The organism is Salinibacterium sp. TMP30 (assembly GCF_038397785.1).
Lineage (GTDB): Bacteria > Actinomycetota > Actinomycetes > Actinomycetales > Microbacteriaceae > Rhodoglobus.
Window position 1 is genome coordinate 576136 of sequence record NZ_CP151642.1, and the last position, 17479, is coordinate 593614.

16 protein-coding genes are annotated in these 17479 nt (G+C 59.8%); 12 read left to right on the forward strand and 4 right to left on the reverse strand.

All coding sequences use genetic code 11. The features are described 5' to 3' along the window. The first annotated feature begins 73 nt into the window (after window positions 1-73). The 6 genes from AADH44_RS02840 to AADH44_RS02865 all read left to right on the forward strand — a co-directional run bounded on the left by AADH44_RS02840 (window position 74) and on the right by AADH44_RS02865 (window position 7423). The gene (locus AADH44_RS02840) at window positions 74-1588 is read left to right on the forward strand and encodes an ABC transporter ATP-binding protein (RefSeq protein WP_341953978.1); all 1515 of its coding nucleotides are present in this window, start codon (window positions 74-76) and stop codon (window positions 1586-1588) included. Beyond that, window positions 1585-2856: an ABC transporter permease gene (locus AADH44_RS02845; RefSeq protein ID WP_341953980.1), complete on the forward strand. Its 1272-nt coding sequence runs from the start codon at window positions 1585-1587 to the stop codon at window positions 2854-2856. Before AADH44_RS02840 ends, AADH44_RS02845 begins: the two co-directional genes overlap by 4 nt. Beyond that, window positions 2856-4136 carry an ABC transporter permease gene (locus AADH44_RS02850; protein WP_341953982.1) on the forward strand — a complete coding sequence of 427 codons (1281 nt, stop codon included), beginning with the start codon at window positions 2856-2858 and terminating at the stop codon, window positions 4134-4136. Before AADH44_RS02845 ends, AADH44_RS02850 begins: the two co-directional genes overlap by 1 nt. 4 nt (window positions 4137-4140) lie before the next feature. Then, window positions 4141-4557 carry a cytidine deaminase gene (locus AADH44_RS02855; protein ID WP_341953983.1) on the forward strand — a complete coding sequence of 139 codons (417 nt, stop codon included), beginning with the start codon at window positions 4141-4143 and terminating at the stop codon, window positions 4555-4557. A gap of 16 nt (window positions 4558-4573) precedes the next feature. Then, window positions 4574-5866 carry a thymidine phosphorylase gene (locus AADH44_RS02860; RefSeq protein ID WP_341954895.1) on the forward strand — a complete coding sequence of 431 codons (1293 nt, stop codon included), beginning with the start codon at window positions 4574-4576 and terminating at the stop codon, window positions 5864-5866. Window positions 5867-5932: 66 nt separating this feature from the next. Next, a complete protein-coding gene (locus tag AADH44_RS02865; protein ID WP_341953984.1) occupies window positions 5933-7423 on the forward strand; it encodes an MFS transporter in 1491 nt (496 codons plus the stop codon). A gap of 43 nt (window positions 7424-7466) precedes the next feature. Here AADH44_RS02865 and AADH44_RS02870 read toward each other — a convergent pair whose 3' ends face one another. Then, window positions 7467-8414, reverse strand: coding sequence for a nucleoside hydrolase (locus AADH44_RS02870; protein ID WP_341953985.1), 948 nt, complete (start codon window positions 8412-8414; stop codon window positions 7467-7469). Between the two features lie 48 nt (window positions 8415-8462). On the opposite strand from AADH44_RS02870, the gene AADH44_RS02875 reads away from it, so the two are divergent. Genes AADH44_RS02875 through AADH44_RS02895 form a run of 5 tightly spaced genes read left to right on the forward strand, consistent with a single transcriptional unit; the run spans window position 8463 to window position 12212 of the window. Further along, window positions 8463-9641, forward strand: coding sequence for an adenosylhomocysteinase (locus tag AADH44_RS02875; protein WP_341953986.1), 1179 nt, complete (start codon window positions 8463-8465; stop codon window positions 9639-9641). Beyond that, on the forward strand, window positions 9641-10312 hold the full coding sequence (locus tag AADH44_RS02880) for an IclR family transcriptional regulator (RefSeq protein WP_341953988.1): 672 nt from the start codon (window positions 9641-9643) through the stop codon (window positions 10310-10312). The genes AADH44_RS02875 and AADH44_RS02880 overlap by 1 nt, the downstream gene beginning before the upstream one ends. A 57-nt stretch (window positions 10313-10369) precedes the next feature. Beyond that, window positions 10370-11491: an adenosine deaminase gene (locus AADH44_RS02885; protein WP_341953991.1), complete on the forward strand. Its 1122-nt coding sequence runs from the start codon at window positions 10370-10372 to the stop codon at window positions 11489-11491. 2 nt (window positions 11492-11493) lie between these two features. After that, entirely contained in the window at window positions 11494-11943 is a 450-nt protein-coding gene (locus AADH44_RS02890; RefSeq protein WP_341953993.1) for a PTS sugar transporter subunit IIA, read from the forward strand. Then, entirely contained in the window at window positions 11940-12212 is a 273-nt protein-coding gene (locus tag AADH44_RS02895; RefSeq protein ID WP_341953994.1) for a PTS sugar transporter subunit IIB, read from the forward strand. The genes AADH44_RS02890 and AADH44_RS02895 overlap by 4 nt, the downstream gene beginning before the upstream one ends. A 30-nt stretch (window positions 12213-12242) precedes the next feature. Here AADH44_RS02895 and AADH44_RS02900 read toward each other — a convergent pair whose 3' ends face one another. Next, a complete protein-coding gene (locus AADH44_RS02900) occupies window positions 12243-13910 on the reverse strand; it encodes a phospho-sugar mutase (RefSeq protein WP_341953995.1) in 1668 nt (555 codons plus the stop codon). Beyond that, window positions 13907-14743, reverse strand: a complete 837-nt coding sequence (locus AADH44_RS02905) for a purine-nucleoside phosphorylase (protein ID WP_341953996.1) — start codon at window positions 14741-14743, stop codon at window positions 13907-13909. The genes AADH44_RS02900 and AADH44_RS02905 overlap by 4 nt, the downstream gene beginning before the upstream one ends. Window positions 14744-14862: 119 nt before the next feature. Between AADH44_RS02905 and AADH44_RS02910 the strand changes: the two genes are divergently transcribed. Next, window positions 14863-16299, forward strand: coding sequence for an NAD(P)H-quinone dehydrogenase (locus tag AADH44_RS02910; RefSeq protein WP_341953997.1), 1437 nt, complete (start codon window positions 14863-14865; stop codon window positions 16297-16299). Between the two features lie 66 nt (window positions 16300-16365). On the opposite strand, the gene AADH44_RS02915 is transcribed toward AADH44_RS02910, so the two are convergent. Further along, window positions 16366-17394, reverse strand: coding sequence for a sugar-binding domain-containing protein (locus tag AADH44_RS02915; protein WP_341953999.1), 1029 nt, complete (start codon window positions 17392-17394; stop codon window positions 16366-16368). Window positions 17395-17479 lie beyond the last annotated feature (85 nt).

Consider the following 17479-nt stretch of genomic DNA (forward strand, 5'->3'; position numbering starts at 1 on the left):
GAATAGTCATCTGAGGCTATTCTTGTGAAACCCAACGACGGCGATGACGCCGTGACAGCACTGAGGAGAGATCGTGAAGCTTGAGTTGCGAGGTATTACCAAGCGCTTCGGTGACCTAATCGCGAATGACAATATTAATCTCACGGTCGAAGAGGGCGAGATTCACTGCCTCCTTGGTGAGAACGGCGCGGGCAAGTCAACGTTGATGAATGTGCTCTACGGTCTGTACCAGGCGGAAGAGGGCGACATCCTCATCGATGACGAGGTTCGCCACTTTGCAGGCCCTGGTGACGCGATGCGTTCCGGCATCGGCATGGTTCACCAACACTTCATGCTGATCCCCGTGTTCACGGTCGCCGAGAATGTCGCGCTCGGCCACGAAGAGGTTTACGGTCCCGGTCTTCTGAACTTGGAAGCCGCTCGCACCTTGGTGCGAGAAATCTCCTCGCGATTCGGTTTCGACATCGATCCCGACGCGCTCGTCGAGGATCTGCCGGTCGGCGTTCAGCAGCGGGTAGAAATCGTGAAGGCGCTCTCCCGCGAAGCAAAGGTGCTCGTTTTCGATGAGCCCACCGCTGTGCTCACACCCCAGGAGACTGACGAGTTTATGGCCATCATGCGCCAACTCAAGTCAGAGGGAACCTCCATTGTTTTCATCACGCACAAGCTGCGTGAAGTGCGCGAAGTCGCTGACCGCATTACGGTCATCCGCCTCGGCAAGGTTGTGGGTGAGGCCGACCCCAGCGCAAACAAGGAGGAACTTGCTTCGCTCATGGTGGGTCGGGCGGTTGACCTCACGATTGACAAGGCTCCGGCTCAGCTCACCGACAATGCCCTCATCATCGAATCGCTGTCGATTGCCGATGATTTTGGCAACCGCGCCGTGAAAGATCTGAGCGTGACAGTGCAGGGCGGCGAGATCCTCGCGATCGCCGGGGTGCAAGGCAACGGGCAGACTGAGCTTGCTAAGGCTCTCCTGGGGTTGCAGGACCGTACCTCCGGTTCGATTACTTTGAACGGCAAAGAGCTTTTGGGGCTCAGCGCACGTCAGATATTGGATGAGGGCGTCGGTTATGTTCCAGAAGACCGGACGCTCGACGGGCTTATTGGTGGTTTCAGTATTGCCGAGAACCTCATGCTTGACCGCAGCGACGGTGCACCTTTCGTGAAGTACGGCACGCTACAGACTGACGTTCTCAACGAATTTTCTGACGAAAAACTTGAGTCGTTTGACATTCGCGCCCAGGGAATCCACGAGAGTGTCTCCCAGCTGTCGGGCGGCAACCAGCAGAAGGTTGTCTTGGCGCGAGAATTGAGCCGCGAGCTCTCGTTGTTGGTCGTTTCGCAGCCCACGCGGGGCCTCGACGTTGGTTCGATTGAGTTTGTTCACGAGCAAATCGTTGGCGTGCGTGATCGCGGTGTACCCGTGATCGTGGTGTCGACTGAGCTCGATGAAGTTTCTTCCCTGGCTGACCGTATTGCGGTCATGTACAAGGGTCAGATTGTTGGAATCGTTCCGGCGGACACTCCCCGTGAACAGCTCGGCCTCATGATGGCTGGCGAACGCGTTACGGAGGAGGCGGCATGAGTGAGCCCACACCCCAAAAGCCCAAAGGCCAGAAGTCTGAGGAGGCGGCTCTTACGGAGGGTGCCGAGAGCTCGGAAAACAGCCAGGACACCGCACGGTGGACGAATGCGTTCCGCGAAATCGCCTCCGGCAATGCGCTGCTCTCGTTACTCGCTGTTGTTCTCGCCATCCTGATCGGTGGTGTGCTCATTGCGCTGACCGATTCTGATGTGCAGGATGCGGCCGGGTACTTCTTCGCTCGCCCGGGCGATTTGTTCGCGGCGATCGGCAGTGCCGTTGGCGGCGCGTACTTGGCTCTGTTTCAGGGATCAATCTACGACTACCGTCGCGATGACTTCGTATCGGCCATTAAGCCGTTGACGCAGACCCTAGTGTTCGCGACTCCGCTGATTGCTGCTGGCTTGGGCGTAGCAATCGCGTTCCGTGTAGGGCTATTCAATATCGGTGGCCGTGGACAGATCATCGTCGGCGCGGCATTTGCTGGTTACGCGAGCTTCGCATGGGACCTACCCATCGTGTTGCACGTCATCGTTGCCGTCACTATGGGAATCATCGGTGGAGCACTGTGGGGCGCAATAGCCGGTGTGCTGAAAGCGCGCACAGGCGCGCACGAGGTGATCGTGACGATCATGCTCAACTACGTCGCCTACTACCTAATTAGCTTTTTGCTCCGCACCGATCTCCTCAAGAATCCTGGCTCCAGTAACCCGAAGACGCCGCCGGCAGCAGACACGGCAGTTTTGCCGCCCATTTTTGGCGACGCCTTCAAACTTCACTGGGGTTTTATCGTTGTTATCGCGGCAACCGTGCTCGCCTGGTGGTTGGTTGACCGTTCAAGCCTTGGTTTCAAGTTCCGCGCGGTGGGCCTCAACCCGCACGCGGCACGGGTCGCCGGGATTAAGGTAGAGCGCCTCTACGTCTACGTGATGCTGATCGCCGGCGGTTATGCAGGTCTCGCCGCCAGCACCGAAGTTCTTGGCACAACAACCAGTGGTTTCACTTCTGGTGTGGATGCCGGAATCGGCTTCGACGCGATCACCGTTGCGCTCCTTGGCCGGTCAACTCCCTGGGGCACGTTTGCCGCTGGAGTCCTGTTCGGCGCGTTCAAGGCGGGTGGCTTTACTATGCAGGCTTCCCAGAGCATCCCGATTGACATCGTTCTGGTAGTTCAATCACTGATTGTTCTCTTTATTGCTGCGCCACCGCTCGTGCGCGCTGTGTTCCGTCTGCCGCAACCCGGCGCTCGTGCAAAGAAGGTGGTTGGCTAATGACTGTCACCAAGACATCTGAGGGACCGGGTCGAACAGATTCGAAGATTCAGCGTCGCAGCTGGAAACTGCCCATCGCGTTCGCGCTTGTATCTCTCATCTCGGGCGTGCTGTTTATCGGCTTCGCTGAAGACGCACCGACCGGGTTCGACCTGTCGACGAGCACCGATCTGTTTCGCTTGCCGGTTATCCAGTTGCCCGCACTGGCAACCGGTGTGATCGTCACCATTGTGATGGCGCTCATCGCGGTCGGCTCTGCCTTTGTGATTTCTCAGAATCGCACCGTACCGACGTGGATTCCGATTCTCGGTGCCGTGGTTGCTCTCGCCGGATTCCTCACCTGGGCTGCCGCCGACGAGACGCTGCGAGTTCCTGAACTTTTTGCTGGCGCACTTGTCTTGGCGGTGCCGCTCGTATTCGGAGCGTTGGGTGGAGTTATTTCTGAGCGCGCCGGTGTTGTCAACATCGCCATTGAAGCGCAGTTGCTTGCCGGAGCTTTTGTATCGGCAGTAGTAGGAACCATCACGTCATCGCCGTTCGTCGGGCTGCTTGCCGCTGCTGTCGCCGGAATGCTCGTGTCGTTCTTGCTCTCGGTGTTTGCGATCAAGTACCTCGTAAACCAGATCATCGTCGGTGTCGTCATCAACGTGCTGGTCTCCGGTCTCACCGGATTCCTTTACTCGCAGTGGCTTACCGAGAGCCCAGAACAGCTCAACAACCCCGAAGGTTTTTCGGTGATCGCGATTCCGATCCTGAGCGGCATTCCACTCATCGGGCCAGTTTTCTTCAAGCAGACCTTTATCGTGTACCTGCTCTACGTAATCGTGGCGGTGGTTGCGTTTGCGCTGTACCGCACCCGCTGGGGGCTCCGCCTGCGTGCCGTGGGCGAGCACCCCAAGGCTGCTGACACCGTCGGCATCAACGTGAAGCTCACTCGTTTCTGGAACGTCGCTCTCGCCGGTGCAATTGCTGGATTGGGTGGAGCGTTCATCACGCTCAGCCAGACCGGTCAGTTCGGTAAAGACGTCACCGCGGGTGCCGGCTTTATTGCTCTCGCCGCGGTGATCTTCGGCCGCTGGGATCCGATCAAAGCAACCCTCGCCGCGCTATTGTTCGGGTTCGCCAGCAACCTGCAGAACGCGTTGAGCGTTGTTGGCTCGCCGGTTCCGAGCGAGTTCATGCTCATGCTGCCCTACGTCGTAACGATCATTGCTGTCGCCGGTTTGGTCGGCAAGTCTCGGCCGCCAGCAGCATCCGGAACACCGTATATAAAGGGGTAACGTCATGACGATCGAGCCGCAATCAATCGACTGGGATGCGCTGAGGCTCGTCGCCACAGACGCCATCACTCACGCCTACGTTCCCTATTCGAAGTTCCCGGTTGGCGTCGCCGCAATTGTCGACGACGGCCGGGTCATTTCGGGTGCAAACGTAGAAAACGCCTCCTACGGCCTTACGCTGTGTGCTGAGTGCGCGCTAGTGTCATCGCTGCACATGACCGGTGGCGGCAAACTTGTTGCCTTCACCTGCGTCGACGGAAAGGGCAATGCCCTGATGCCGTGTGGCCGCTGCCGCCAACTTCTCTTTGAGCACTCAGCCGACGGCATGCTGCTCGAAACGGTGTCGGGCATCAAAACAATTGACGAAGTGATTCCCGACGCGTTCGGGCCACGCACCCTTGAGGAGTACCACGGTGAATAACAGCGCAGATGCCACAATCGTCGAACGTTTCGACGTCGTCGACCTCATTCACACCAAGCGCGACAAGGGCACCCTCACGACCGACCAGATTAACTGGCTCGTGGATGCCTACACTCGCGGCTACGTTGGTGACGAACAGATGGCTGCCATGACTATGGCGATCTTTATCAACGGCATGGAGCGCGAAGAGATTCGCGACCTCACCCTGGCGATGATCGCCAGCGGTGAAACTCTCAGCTTCGAGGGACTCGGCAAAGAGACGACAGACAAACACTCCACGGGAGGAGTGGGCGACAAGATTACGCTTCCTCTTGCACCCCTCGTTGCCTCGTTCGGTGTTGCGGTGCCGCAGCTCTCGGGCCGCGGCCTCGGCCACACCGGCGGAACGCTCGACAAATTGGAGAGCATCCCAGGCTGGCGTGCCGACCTCACCAACGAAGAGTTCTACGCGCAGCTCCGCGGAGTTGGCGGCGTCATTTGCGCCGCGGGGTCTGGTCTCGCCCCGGCAGATAAAAAGCTGTATGCCCTGCGCGACATCACCGGAACCGTCGAAGCTATTCCCCTGATTGCCTCCTCCATCATGAGCAAGAAAATTGCCGAAGGCACTTCGGCCCTGGTGCTTGACGTGAAGTTTGGTTCGGGCGCATTCATGAAGGACGCTGCCCGCAGTCGTGAGTTGGCCGAAACCATGGTTCGACTGGGCAAGGATGCTGGCGTTAAGACTGTCGCACTGCTGACCAACATGAATGTTCCACTGGGACTCACTATCGGAAACGCCAATGAGGTGCGCGAATCCGTCGAGATTCTCGCCGGTGGTGGTCCTGCCGACGTGCGCGAACTGACGATCGCTCTTGCGCGTGAAATGCTCGCCCAGGTAGGCCTGCCAGACGCTGATGTTGAGGCTGCTCTCGACAACGGCCAGGCGATGGATTCTTGGCGCGGCATGATTCAAGCTCAGGGTGGAGACCCGGATGCTGAACTGCCTCAGCCCAAAGAAAGTCACGTTGTGACCGCTGATCGCGATGGTTTTCTCGTCGAACAAGAAGCTCTGCCTTTTGGTATTGCCGCCTGGCGTCTGGGTGCCGGTCGTGCACGCAAACAGGATCCTGTTCAGCACGCCGCCGGCATCGACCTTCATGCGAAGCCCGGTGACACGGTGCGCAAGGGCGAACCGCTGTTCACGATGCACGCCGATGAACCGGCCAGGTTCGCCCGCGCACTCGAGTCGCTTGAGGGCGCTTACCGTATTGGTGATGCGGGGGAGACCGTGCACGATGGTGGCCCCTTGATCGCTGGACGCATCGACTAGCGCGCACTGCGCTCACTGCGCTCCGGCTGAATGGAGTGGCTCATCCGCTGACGTAGAGTTGGTCAAATGACACAAGCGGATGAGACCGCCGCCGGTGCCCCTGCGGTGCTGAGCGACACCGATAAATGGCGTGCCTTTTGGGTATGTGTTGTAGTTGCTGCGATCACGATTCTTGACCTCTCAAAGGTCAATGTCGCGTTGCCGTCTATTGAAGAAGCGCTTGGCGCCAGCTCAACCCAGTTGCAGCTCATCGTTTCCGGCTATGTGCTGACGTTCGGTCTGGTCTTGGTCCCTGCGGGTCGACTGGGCGACCAGCGGTCGCGCAAAGCTCTCTTCTTGACCGGTCTGACCGTGTTTACTCTTGCGAGTATTGCGTGTGCCGTCGCGCCGACGGCGGAATTGTTGTTGGCGTCGCGACTGTTGCAGGGCGTTGCGGCCGGCATCCAGATGCCTCAGGTCATTGGACTGATTCAGCAGTTGTTCCGTGGGCCAGAACGGGGCCGCGCATTCGGTCTGTTTGGCGCAATGATAGGCATCGCAACCGCCTTTGGCCCGACCCTCGGCGGGCTCATGATCGCCATCGGTGGAGCTCAAGACGGCTGGCGCTACATCTTCTGGATGAACGTTCCCCTCGGCATCATTGCCGTCATTCTGGCGTGGCGAATCCTGCCGGCAACCTCCAAGGCGAGCTATGCGCGATTAGATCTCGACCCGATCGGCATCGCCATCTTCGGTGTAACAGTGCTGGCACTCATGTGGCCGTTCCTCTTTACGACTGGAGCGCCAACGGATGACCCGAACCGCTGGTGGCTGCTCGCACTGTTTGTACTGGCTGCTGCCGCATTCGTTGCTTGGGAGCGCCGCTACGCTGCGGGAGGCCGTGCACCCCTCGTGCCGCTGAAGCTCTTCCGGGTCAGTTCTTTTCGCAATGGCACCATGCTGGCCACCGTCTACTTCGCGGCGATGCCCGCCATGTTCCTGTTGACGACGCTCTACCTTCAGCTCGGCCTAGGTCTTGAACCCGTATTTGCCGGAATGGTGACGATCGGGTTCGCGCTCACGAGTGCGGTCGCATCGTGGCGAGGCGGAATCCTGGTCGAACGCTATGGGCGTTCCCTCGTTGTCGTGGGCCTCGCGATTCTTCTGGTCGGCCTCGGCGCGCTCATGGCCGCAGCGATTCTCACACCGCCCGAGGTGACGCCGTTTGCCATGGCTGCTGCCCTGTTCATCGGCGGAACCGGTGGAGGACTCGTTATTTCGCCCAACCAGACGCTGACGCTGCACGACATCCCGCCACGTGAGGGTGGGCTCGCCGGCTCCGTCGGGCAACTGGGTCAACGAATCGGCACCGCAACGGGCACCGCCGTCGCACTCTCGCTGTTCTACTCGACGCTCTACAACGAGCGCAATAGTGGCGAAAGCAACCTCGACCTTTACCACCACGCCTATGGTGTGGGAATGATCGCGACAACCCTGTTCTTCTCGATCGCCATGCTGATCGGAGTTGCCGACCTCCGTGCCCGTAAGCGTCGCGCGCGGGAGCTCGCCGCGGCCTAGCGCACCCCGCTGCACTCAGGAAGCGGTGGCCTTCCACTGTGGGCTAGAGCTGCGGATCACCGATACGCTCAAGGGCATCAACAACCATTCCCCAGAACTTGGGATGGTCAAGTTTGCGAGCGACCTGAGTCGTGCAGTCAGCGGGGGCTGGCGCGCGAAAATCAGCCACGGTCATTCCGAGAGTGAGTGTTCCGGTTAGTTCGACATCCAACGGCACCTTCACGACCTGCATGACGCTCGGATCGATGACGAATGCCACAGCACAGGGGTCGTGCACGGGGGGATGATCGAAGCCCTGAGCCTCGCGGTAGGTCTCGCCGAAGAACTCGAGCAGCTCACCGACGAAGCGCGCCGGGCCTGTGCCAACGGCCGCGATTGATGCCGCAACTTCGTCAGTAGCAAGAGCCTCATGGGTGAGGTCGAGACCGACCATCGTCAGCGGCCAGCACTCGTTGAAGACAATATGAGCGGCTTCGGGGTCGATCACGATATTGAACTCGCTCGTGGCGCTCCAGTTGCCAACGTTCACGCCGCCACCCATGAGCACGACCTGCTTGACGCGCTCGGCGATGCGGGGTTCTTTGCGCACAGCGAGGGCGATGTTGGTGAGTGCGCCGGTAGGGACGAGAGTTACAGAGCCGGGATCGTGCGCCATGACGGTGTCAATGATGAAGTCGACGGCGTGCCGGGCATCCAACTCGATGGTGGGTTCGGGAAGCACGGGTCCGTCGAGACCAGATTCACCGTGGATGGATTCGGCAACCTCAATGGGACGCACCAGCGGGCGGTGTGCGCCGCGCGCGAAGGGTACATCGGTGATGCCTGCCACGCGGGCGATCGCGAGGGCGTTGCGAGTGACCTTCTCAATCGTTTGATTGCCCATCACGGTCGTTACTCCGAGGAGTTCGATTTCAGGGCTCCCGTGTGCCAGGAGCAGGGCGATCGCGTCGTCGTGTCCAGGATCGCAGTCGAGGATTATCTTCTCAGCCATAACGAGAAGCATATATGAAAATTAAATTCATATATGTAGAGTGGCGTCATGACTAGTGAACTTGTTGCCCGCGCCGCAGCTCGCCTGACGTGGGTTCGATCCCGCATGACGTTGCTTGCCGCGGTGCGCGCGCAGTTCGCCGCAACTCAGCCATTCGCAGGTCACCGCATTGGTATGTCGCTGCACATCGAACCTAAGACGGCCGTGCTGCTGGAAACGCTTTCCGCTGGCGGGGCCGAAATCGTTGCCACAGGCAATCACGGGTCAACTCAAGACGACGTCGTAGCGTTCTTGCGCGAGCAGGGGATGACCATCTTCGGCAGCCGCGATGACACTCTTGAGCAGCACCACGCGAACGTCGCGGCGGTCGTAGCCGCCGAGCCAGACATTCTGCTCGATAACGGGGCAGACCTCGCTGCGGGCATCATCGCTTCTGGGCGTGCAGGTGAAATCGTTGGCGGAACCGAAGAAACCACCTCTGGTGGTTATCGCTTGCGTGCCGAAATGGCCGGTCACGTGCCGTTCCCCATTGTTGTCATCAATGACAGCCCGTTGAAAGCGATCGGTGAGAACAAGCACGCCGTAGGCCAATCTGTCGTCGAGAGCTTCATGCGCATCACCAACCTCATGGTTCCCGGCCGCCGCTTCGTGGTGGCAGGCTATGGCTGGTGCGGTCGCGGAGTCGCCCACTACCTGCGGGCGCTCGGTGCAAAAGTTGCCGTCGTTGAGGTTGATGACATCAAGGCATTCGAGGCGGCCCTCGACGGCTACCGCGTGGCAAACATTCTCGACCTTGCCGAGTGGGGAGAAGTTTTCATCACGGCCACCGGTCATCCACAGATCTTGGGCACCGAGTTCTTCGACGTTGTCGCCGACGGTGCCATGCTCGTGAACTGCGGTCACTTCCCGTGGGAGATCGACGTGCCTGCCCTGCGAGCATGCTCGACCAGCACCACCGAGATCGACACCGCCATCGAGCGCATTGATCTGCCAGGAGACCGCCACGTGACGCTGATCGCCGAAGGGCGAATGATGAACCTCGCTGGCCGCGAACCCAAAGGCAACTCGATCGAGTCGATGGACCTCGGTTTTCTTCTTCAAGCGCTCTCGCTAGAACGCGTCGCCACCGCAGCAGGCACCCTCGAACCCGGTGCGCAGCCTGTCCCCGACACCATCAACCGCGAAATTGCCCGACGGATGCTCGCCGCAATGAATGCGGACCGATAGTGCCTGCCGCACCCGAATATGCGGCTCCCGCTCTCGATAAGGGCCTCGATATTCTCGAGTTGCTCGCGGCAACCTCAGGCGCGCTCAGTCAGTCAGAAATTGCGGAAGCCACGCAGCGAAGCACGAACCAGATCTTTCGCGTGTTGTCGACGCTCGAACGACGCGGTTATGTGTTCCGCAACAAGCAGTCTGGCCTCTACGTGCTGTCGATGAGACTGTTCGAACTCGCGCACCAGCATCCGCCCGTCCGGGGACTCATCAGTGTCGCCCTGCCAGTAATGCAAGAACTCGCACAAGACACCCGGCAGTCCTGCAACCTCGCACTGATCGACGGCACAGAAGTACGCGTAATTGCGCAGGTCGAATCACCCGCCGATTTTGGCTTTCGGGTTCGCGTCGGAGCCGCTTTCGATATCGCAACCACAGCAACCGGTGCCGTGCTCGCAGCCGACAGCCCACAGTCCCTCGTTCGTGCAGACACCCTTCAACCGGGCATCACCGACGTCGTTGCTCCTGTGCGCGGTGCATCGGGCACGGTAGCCGCACTCACGGTTCCCTACGTCGCTACCACTTTCAGCGAAGTTGATGCCGAACGCGTACTTCAGTTGGCTACTCGCGCGGCGAAAGAAATCTCCGATGTTCTCCGCGGTGAAGCATTTACCGGATCTTAACGTCATCCAGCAAAGCCACAGAGGGCTTTCAGAGATTGTCACGGTAGATTTAAGGGCATGAACGCCGCTGTTGATAAATATCTGATGCCCGGAGGCGGCGCAAGCATTACCGCGCTACCGAAAGTCTCCCTGCATGACCACCTCGATGGCGGATTGCGGCCCCAAACCATCGTCGAAATTGCCGCCGAGATCGGTTACGAACTCCCCGAAACTGAGCCGGGGAAACTCACCACTTGGTTCGCTGAGCACGCCGATTCCGGCTCACTCGTCGACTATCTCAAGACTTTTGACGTCACCATCGCTGTAATGCAGTCGCAAGAGAACCTGCAGCGGGTCGCCCGCGAATTTGTCGAGGATCTTGCCGACGACGGCGTCATTTACGGAGAAATCCGCTGGGCACCTGAGCAGCATGTGCAGTCAGGGCTCGATCTCGACCAGGTCGTGAGTGCCGTGCAAGATGGTCTCGAAGAGGGTGTCGACACGGTTCGCGCGAGCGGACGCAGCATCCGCGTCGGCCAACTCTTGACTTCGATGCGGCATACTGACCGCGGCACAGAGATCGCTGAGCTCGCGCTTCGCCACCGCGATCGTGGAGTTCTTGGCTTCGATATCGCGGGACCGGAGGCGGGGTTCCCCGCGAGCCGTATGCGTGATGCTTTCGATTTGCTCGCCCACAACTACCTTCCTGCCACAGTGCACGCGGGTGAAGCGGATGGCCTCGACAGCATCCGCAGCGCACTCTTTGATGGTCGTGCCCTGCGTCTCGGCCACGGCGTGCGCCTTGCCGAAGACATCACGATCGCGCGCGAAGACGATGAAAACACCTACGTGTCGCTTGGCAACCTTGCTCAGTGGGTTAAGGACCGCGAGATCGCACTGGAACTGAGTCCCTCGTCTAACCTTCAGACAGGCGCGATTGAGCAGTGGGGCGACGAAATGATCGACCACCCCTTCGACCTGCTCTACCAGCTCGGATTCCGCGTCACCGTCAACACTGACAACCGGCTCATGAGCGCCACGACGCTGAGTCGTGAACTCTTCTTGCTCACTGAAGCGTTCGGGTACGACCTCACCGACCTAGAAATTTTCCAGGTCAATGCTGCTGCGGCAGCGTTCTTGCCCGTCGAGGAGCGCGAAGAGCTGTCGGAGGCCATCAGCGTTGGCTTCGGGAGAGCATAGCGATGTCGCTGCCTCCCCTTCCTGAATCTGCGATCGACATTGGTGCTTTTGCCGCTGATTGGCGTGCTGCTGTTGCGCTTTCTGGTGCAGCTCTTGCACGGTCAGGTGCTGCGAAACCTGCGTACGCCGCTGAGATGATTCGGATGATCGAAGATCACGGGCCCTACGTGGTAATTGCACCGGGGCTTGCCTTGGCGCACGCCCGCCCGGGCCCGCAGGTCATCACCAATGGGCTCTCAATTGTGACGCTATCCGAGCCCGTGCGTTTCGGTCATGCCCACAACGATCCGGTTCGGGTGGTACTGGGGCTGGCGATTTCTGAGGCGGGGGCGCACTTAGCGGCCGTTGCCGCAGTGGCGAACATTTTTAACGACTCCTCAGCGATCGACCAACTGGCTGAAGCAACCTCGGCAGCAGAAGTACAACAGATTATGGGGGTCACACTGGCATGAAAATTGTGACGATTTGCGGCGCGGGAATCGGCAGTTCCGGAGTGCTCAAAGTCAACGCCGAGCGGGCGCTCCGAGCACTCGATCTTGAAGCTACCGTTGTCGCGGCCGATGTGAGTAATGTGCGGGTTGTTGCCGCGGACGCGCAAATCATCCTTACTACCCAAGAGTTTGTCGAGGCGATCGGCAAGACAAACGCCGACATCATCGTGATTGTGAACCTTTTCGATACCTCAGAGCTCAAACAGAAGCTCGAGGATGCGCTCGGCTAAACCCCGGCCGCCTTCAGCTGGACCCCGGCCCTAAGCTAAGAGCTCGCGCATACCCGACTCCAGTTGAGTGGCAACAGCCTCTGCGGCAGCGTGTCGCTCGGCGCCATCGCCTTCGCTACTTGACGCATCCACATAGAACTTGAGTTTGGGTTCGGTTCCGCTGGGCCGCACGATAACGCGGGCCCCGCCATCGAAGTCCATGCGCAGAATGTCGCTTGGGGCGAAGCCATCGATACCGTCTAGGAAATCGGCGAATGCGGTGACTGTTAGTCCTCCTACCTCGGTGGGGGCATTCGCGCGTACTTTCGACATCATCTCGCCGATCTGCGAGACCTTGTCGAATCGCATCGACACTTGCCGTGAGGCGAACGCGCCGAAGCGTTCCGTGAACTCATCGAGGCGGTCGAGAACGGTCTTACCGTGAGCCTTGAGTTCGGCAGTAAGCGACAGGAAATCGACCGATGCCGAGATGCCATCTTTGTCGCGAACCTTATCGGGATCAACAAGGTAACCGAGGGCTTCTTCGTATCCGAAAGCCAAACCGTCGATACGGGAGATCCATTTGAAGCCTGTGAGAGTGTCTTGATAGGCCAAGCCATAGTCGGCTGCGATTGCGCGCAGTGCGGGCGACGAGACGATGGATGCCGCAAGAACTCCCACCCCGTTGGCCCGTTCTGCTGCGCGCCAGCCGAGGAGAATTCCCACTTCGTTTCCGCTCAAACGCCGCCATTCGCCATCACGACCAGCAACAGCGACCGCGAGGCGGTCGGCGTCTGGATCGTGGGCAATGGCCACATCGGCTCCCACTTCTCGGGCTTTGGCGTAGCTGAGATCCATCGCGCCGGGCTCTTCGGGGTTGGGGAAAGCCACCGTGGGGAACGTGGCGTCGGGGTGAGCCTGTTCTTCGATAAGAACGGGGGCCGTGAATCCGGCTTTCGCGAACACGGTCTTGCTAGTTTCCCAACCGACACCGTGCATCGCGGTGTAGGTGTAGATGAGCTCGGCGCCCGGCTTGGCGAGCGCAGCGGTGCGAGCAATGTACTCGTCGACGACGCCGTCATCAGTCGTGACAAAGTCAGTCGAGCGTGGCAGTTCGCTGATGGAACCCTTCGCGACAACATCAATCGCGTGGGCAATCTCGGCGTCTGCGGGCGGAACAATCTGCGAGCCGTGGTTGTCGCCGCCCAGGTAAACCTTGTAGCCGTTGTCGTTTGCGGGGTTGTGGCTGGCGGTCACCATGACGCCAGCACTGACATCGAGGTGGCGCACAGCGAAGGCAAGTACCGGGGTGGGCAGCAGCCGGGGAAGTAGCGTGGCACGCACCCCAGCACCGGCCATGATCATGGCGGTGTCGCGGGCGAAAACCTCAGAGTTCACGCGACCGTCATACCCAATCACAATGCTGGGGCTGGGCTCATGGGCCAGCAGGTAGGCGGCAAGTCCCGCCGCCGCCTGAGTGACCAAAACGCGGTTCATGCGGTTGGGGCCAGCGCCCAATTCGCCGCGCAGGCCGGCGGTGCCGAAGGCGAGCCGCGAGTCAAAGCGGTGATGAAGGCCGGCGATCGCCGTCTCGTCACCGTTGATGGCATCCGTAATGAGCGCTTCGAGCTCGGTATGGGTGACGGCATCGGGATCCTGTTCGAGCCAAGCGTTTGCTGCGGCGATCAGTTCTTCGGTGCTCAACGCTTCGGCGCTCATAGTGCGGACACAATCTGTGCGAGCAGGCTACTAATTTGTTCTTCAGCGTCTTTGCCTGCCTGAATGACTTCTTCGTGGCTGAGGGGGGTGGTTTGGATGCCGGCAGCAAGGTTGGTAATGAGCGACATTCCCAAGATTTCCATGCCTGCTTGGCGCGCGGCGATCGCTTCGAGCGCCGTGGACATTCCCACGATGTGACCGCCCATGATCTTCGCCATCTGCACTTCGGCGGGGGTTTCATAGTGGGGTCCGCGGAACTGGGTGTAGACGCCCTCATCGAGGCTGGGGTCGATCGATCGAGCAATCTCGCGCAGTCGTTTGCTGTACAGGTCAGTGAGGTCGATAAAAATTGCGCCCTCTAAGGGGGAGTCGGCGGTGAGGTTGAGGTGGTCGCTGATAAGCACGGGGGTTCCGGGCTTCCAGGTCTCTTTGATGCCACCGGCACCATTGGTGAGGATCATTGTTTTCGCACCGGTGGCTGCTGCGGTTCTTACGGAATGCACGACGCGACGAACGCCGTGGTTCTCGTAGTAGTGGGTGCGGGCACCGATAACGAGCGCGCGTTTTCCGCTGGAGAGGAGCACCGAACGGAGGGTGCCAACATGGCCTTCGAGCGCGGGCTTAGAGAAACCAGGGATCTCGGCTGCCGGAATTGTCGCGGTGGTCTCGCCGATGAGGTCGGCGGCTTTGCCCCAGCCGCTACCCAGGGTGAGGGCGATGTCGTGCTTCTCCACTCCCGTGAGTTCCGCGATTGCTGCGGCGGCGGATTGCGCGACTACGAACGGGTCTGCGGTGGGGTCGTCGAGGGGGTTTGAGGTTGGCGACTGTGACATGGAATCCACTCTAAACGGTGGGGGCTGCAACACGCCCCCGCATTCGACGCGAATCTGAGCAGTGCACACGTGTTTGCCGGTGGTTTGTCGCTGGGGCAGAAGCGCGAGAGAATTGGCTTATGGCCTATGAGTTCGAGCGCACCCAACGAATTGCAATACTCGGTGGTGGCCCCGGTGGCTACGAAGCAGCCCTTGCGGGTGCGCAATTGGGCGCGGAGGTGACGCTCGTTGAACGTGCCGGCGTCGGCGGCTCAGCCGTGCTCACCGATGTGGTTCCGTCGAAGACGCTTATCGCGACCGCAGAAGCCACAAATGCGATTCGGGATGCCGCTGATCTTGGCGTGCAGTTCTACTCGCGCGGCGACTCTGGTCGTGTGGTTCGCCCCGAGATCACAGTCAACTTAGCCGCCGTTAACGCGCGCCTCATGCGCTTAGCTCAGCAACAATCTGACGACATGAGGTCGCAACTGATCAAAGCTGGCGTGCGCGTCATCGAGGGCGAGGGCCGACTTGATGGCCCCCAGCGACTCGTGGTATCAACCGGCAAGGGTAAGGCAGGTACCGACTTCGACGAGGTCGACGCTGACACCGTGATCGTCTCGGTTGGTGCACGACCTCGCCTGCTCGACTCTGCGATGCCCGACGGCAAACGCATTCTCACCTGGACTCAGCTCTACACGCTCACCGAAACTCCCGAGCACCTAATTGTCGTTGGTTCCGGTGTTACCGGCGCCGAATTTGCCTCTGCCTACACCGCGCTCGGTGCCAAAGTCACCCTAATTTCCTCGCGTGACCGCGTGCTGCCCGGTGAAGACGAAGACGCTGCGCGCGTGATTGAAGATGTCTTCAAGCGCAACGGAATGACGGTGCTCTCGAAGTCGCGGGCAGAATCCGTGAAGACGACAACCGACGGCGTTATCGCGACACTTCACGATGGAACAACTGTCGAGGGCAGCCACTGCCTGATGGCCGTTGGTTCTCTGCCCAATACCGAAAATTTGGGTTTGGAAGAGGCCGGCGTGCAGCTGACCGACTCTGGCCACATCCGCGTCAACCGCGTTGCCCGCACGTCGATGCCGTCGATCTATGCCGCCGGCGACTGCTCAGACTTCTTCCCGCTTGCCTCGGTCGCATCGATGCAGGGTCGTACCGCTGTGTTCCACGCAATGGGCGACGGTGTGACGCCGATTGAATTGCGCAACGTGGCATCCAACATCTTCACGCAGCCAGAAATTGCCAGCGTGGGCTGGACGCAGAAACAGATCGAGGATGGCCTCGTGCAGGGCACCATCTATAAGTTGCCGCTCGCATCGAATCCCCGCGCCAAGATGATGGGCATCAAAGACGGTTTCGTGAAGCTGTTTGCTCGCACCGGCTCGGGCACCGTCATTGGTGGTGTCATCGTTGCGCCTAACGCGTCTGAGCTGATCATTTCGGTCGCACTCGCCGTAGAGCACCGCCTCACCGTCGACCAGATCGCTCGCGCATTCTCCGTCTACCCATCACTGACGGGCAGCATTACGGATGCCGCACGCGCCATGCACATCGTTCACTAGTCGCTCACAGCGCACCTGCTAGCCGCAGCCGGGGAAATAGTTGGCCGCAGGGAACGGGCCGCAGGGCTAGTTGCTGATCGGTAGTGGTTCACTGCGATCAGCTCGGAGCGCGATTTCTGCTTCCGAAGCTGCACCATCCTTGAGCGCCATTACGTGCTCGACGAGCTTCGTGGCAGTCTGCTCATCAACAACGAGGTCAGTAATTACTTTGGCGCGCAGTGCTGCGAGCAACGGCACAACCTTGTTATCGCCGGCGACACTGCAGATGCGGCGGGGTACTTCACGCAGTTCTGCTGGTGTGGGCCCCGTTGCACGTGCGTTCATTGAGAGGTCTTCGTAGGTGCCGTCGGCGCGCAAGAATATTGTGCAGACGTCGCCGACGATTCCTTCGCTGTCGAGGGTCTGGATGTCGCCAGCTTCGAGATAGCCAGCCGAGTAGACGTGGCTGGGCACTTCGCCCGCGATCGCACCGATGGAGAACAGGGCGATGTCGGCTCGGCGCTGGTAGTCAAGCACGCGCACAATTGACCTTTCCGACCACATTGCGTTGCGAGTTTCTGCGAAATCGAAGAACGCGGGAACGGGGAACAGGTGCACTTGGGCGTCAAAAGCTTCACCAAACCTGGCGATAAGGTTGCCGGCGTATTCGACTCCTGAGGTGCGCACATTTGCCGCTCCATTGAGCTGCACGATTGCGCTTCCGCGGGTGGGCTTCTTGCCTAAGTGGCGTGCGATTGCCGCGAGAGTTGTGCCCCAAGCAACACCCATAATCATGTCGGAATCGAACCATCCGGTCACGATACGCGCGGTGGCTTTTGCCACCTGATCGAGCCGTTCGGCTTCGTCAGCGAGGTCAGCAACGGGCACAACGTGAGCTTCGATTCCGAAGCACGCTTCGATCCTTTTTGCGAGTCCGGGGCCGCGAGTTGGGGTAGGTCGGAGCGAGATTTCGACGAGTCCACTTTCACGTGCATCGCGAAGGAGGCGAGAGACACTCGACCGTGACATGTGCAGGTGGTTGGCGATGGTATCCATCTTGATGTCTTGCAGGTAATACATCGACGATGCGGCCAGCATTGCCTCTTCGCGTTCCATGTCGTCCATCCTTGCACGTTCGTGCAGATGTGCTGCTCAGTTTGTCATTCGGTACTGCCAGCGTAATACGCTGCACTAATTGGTT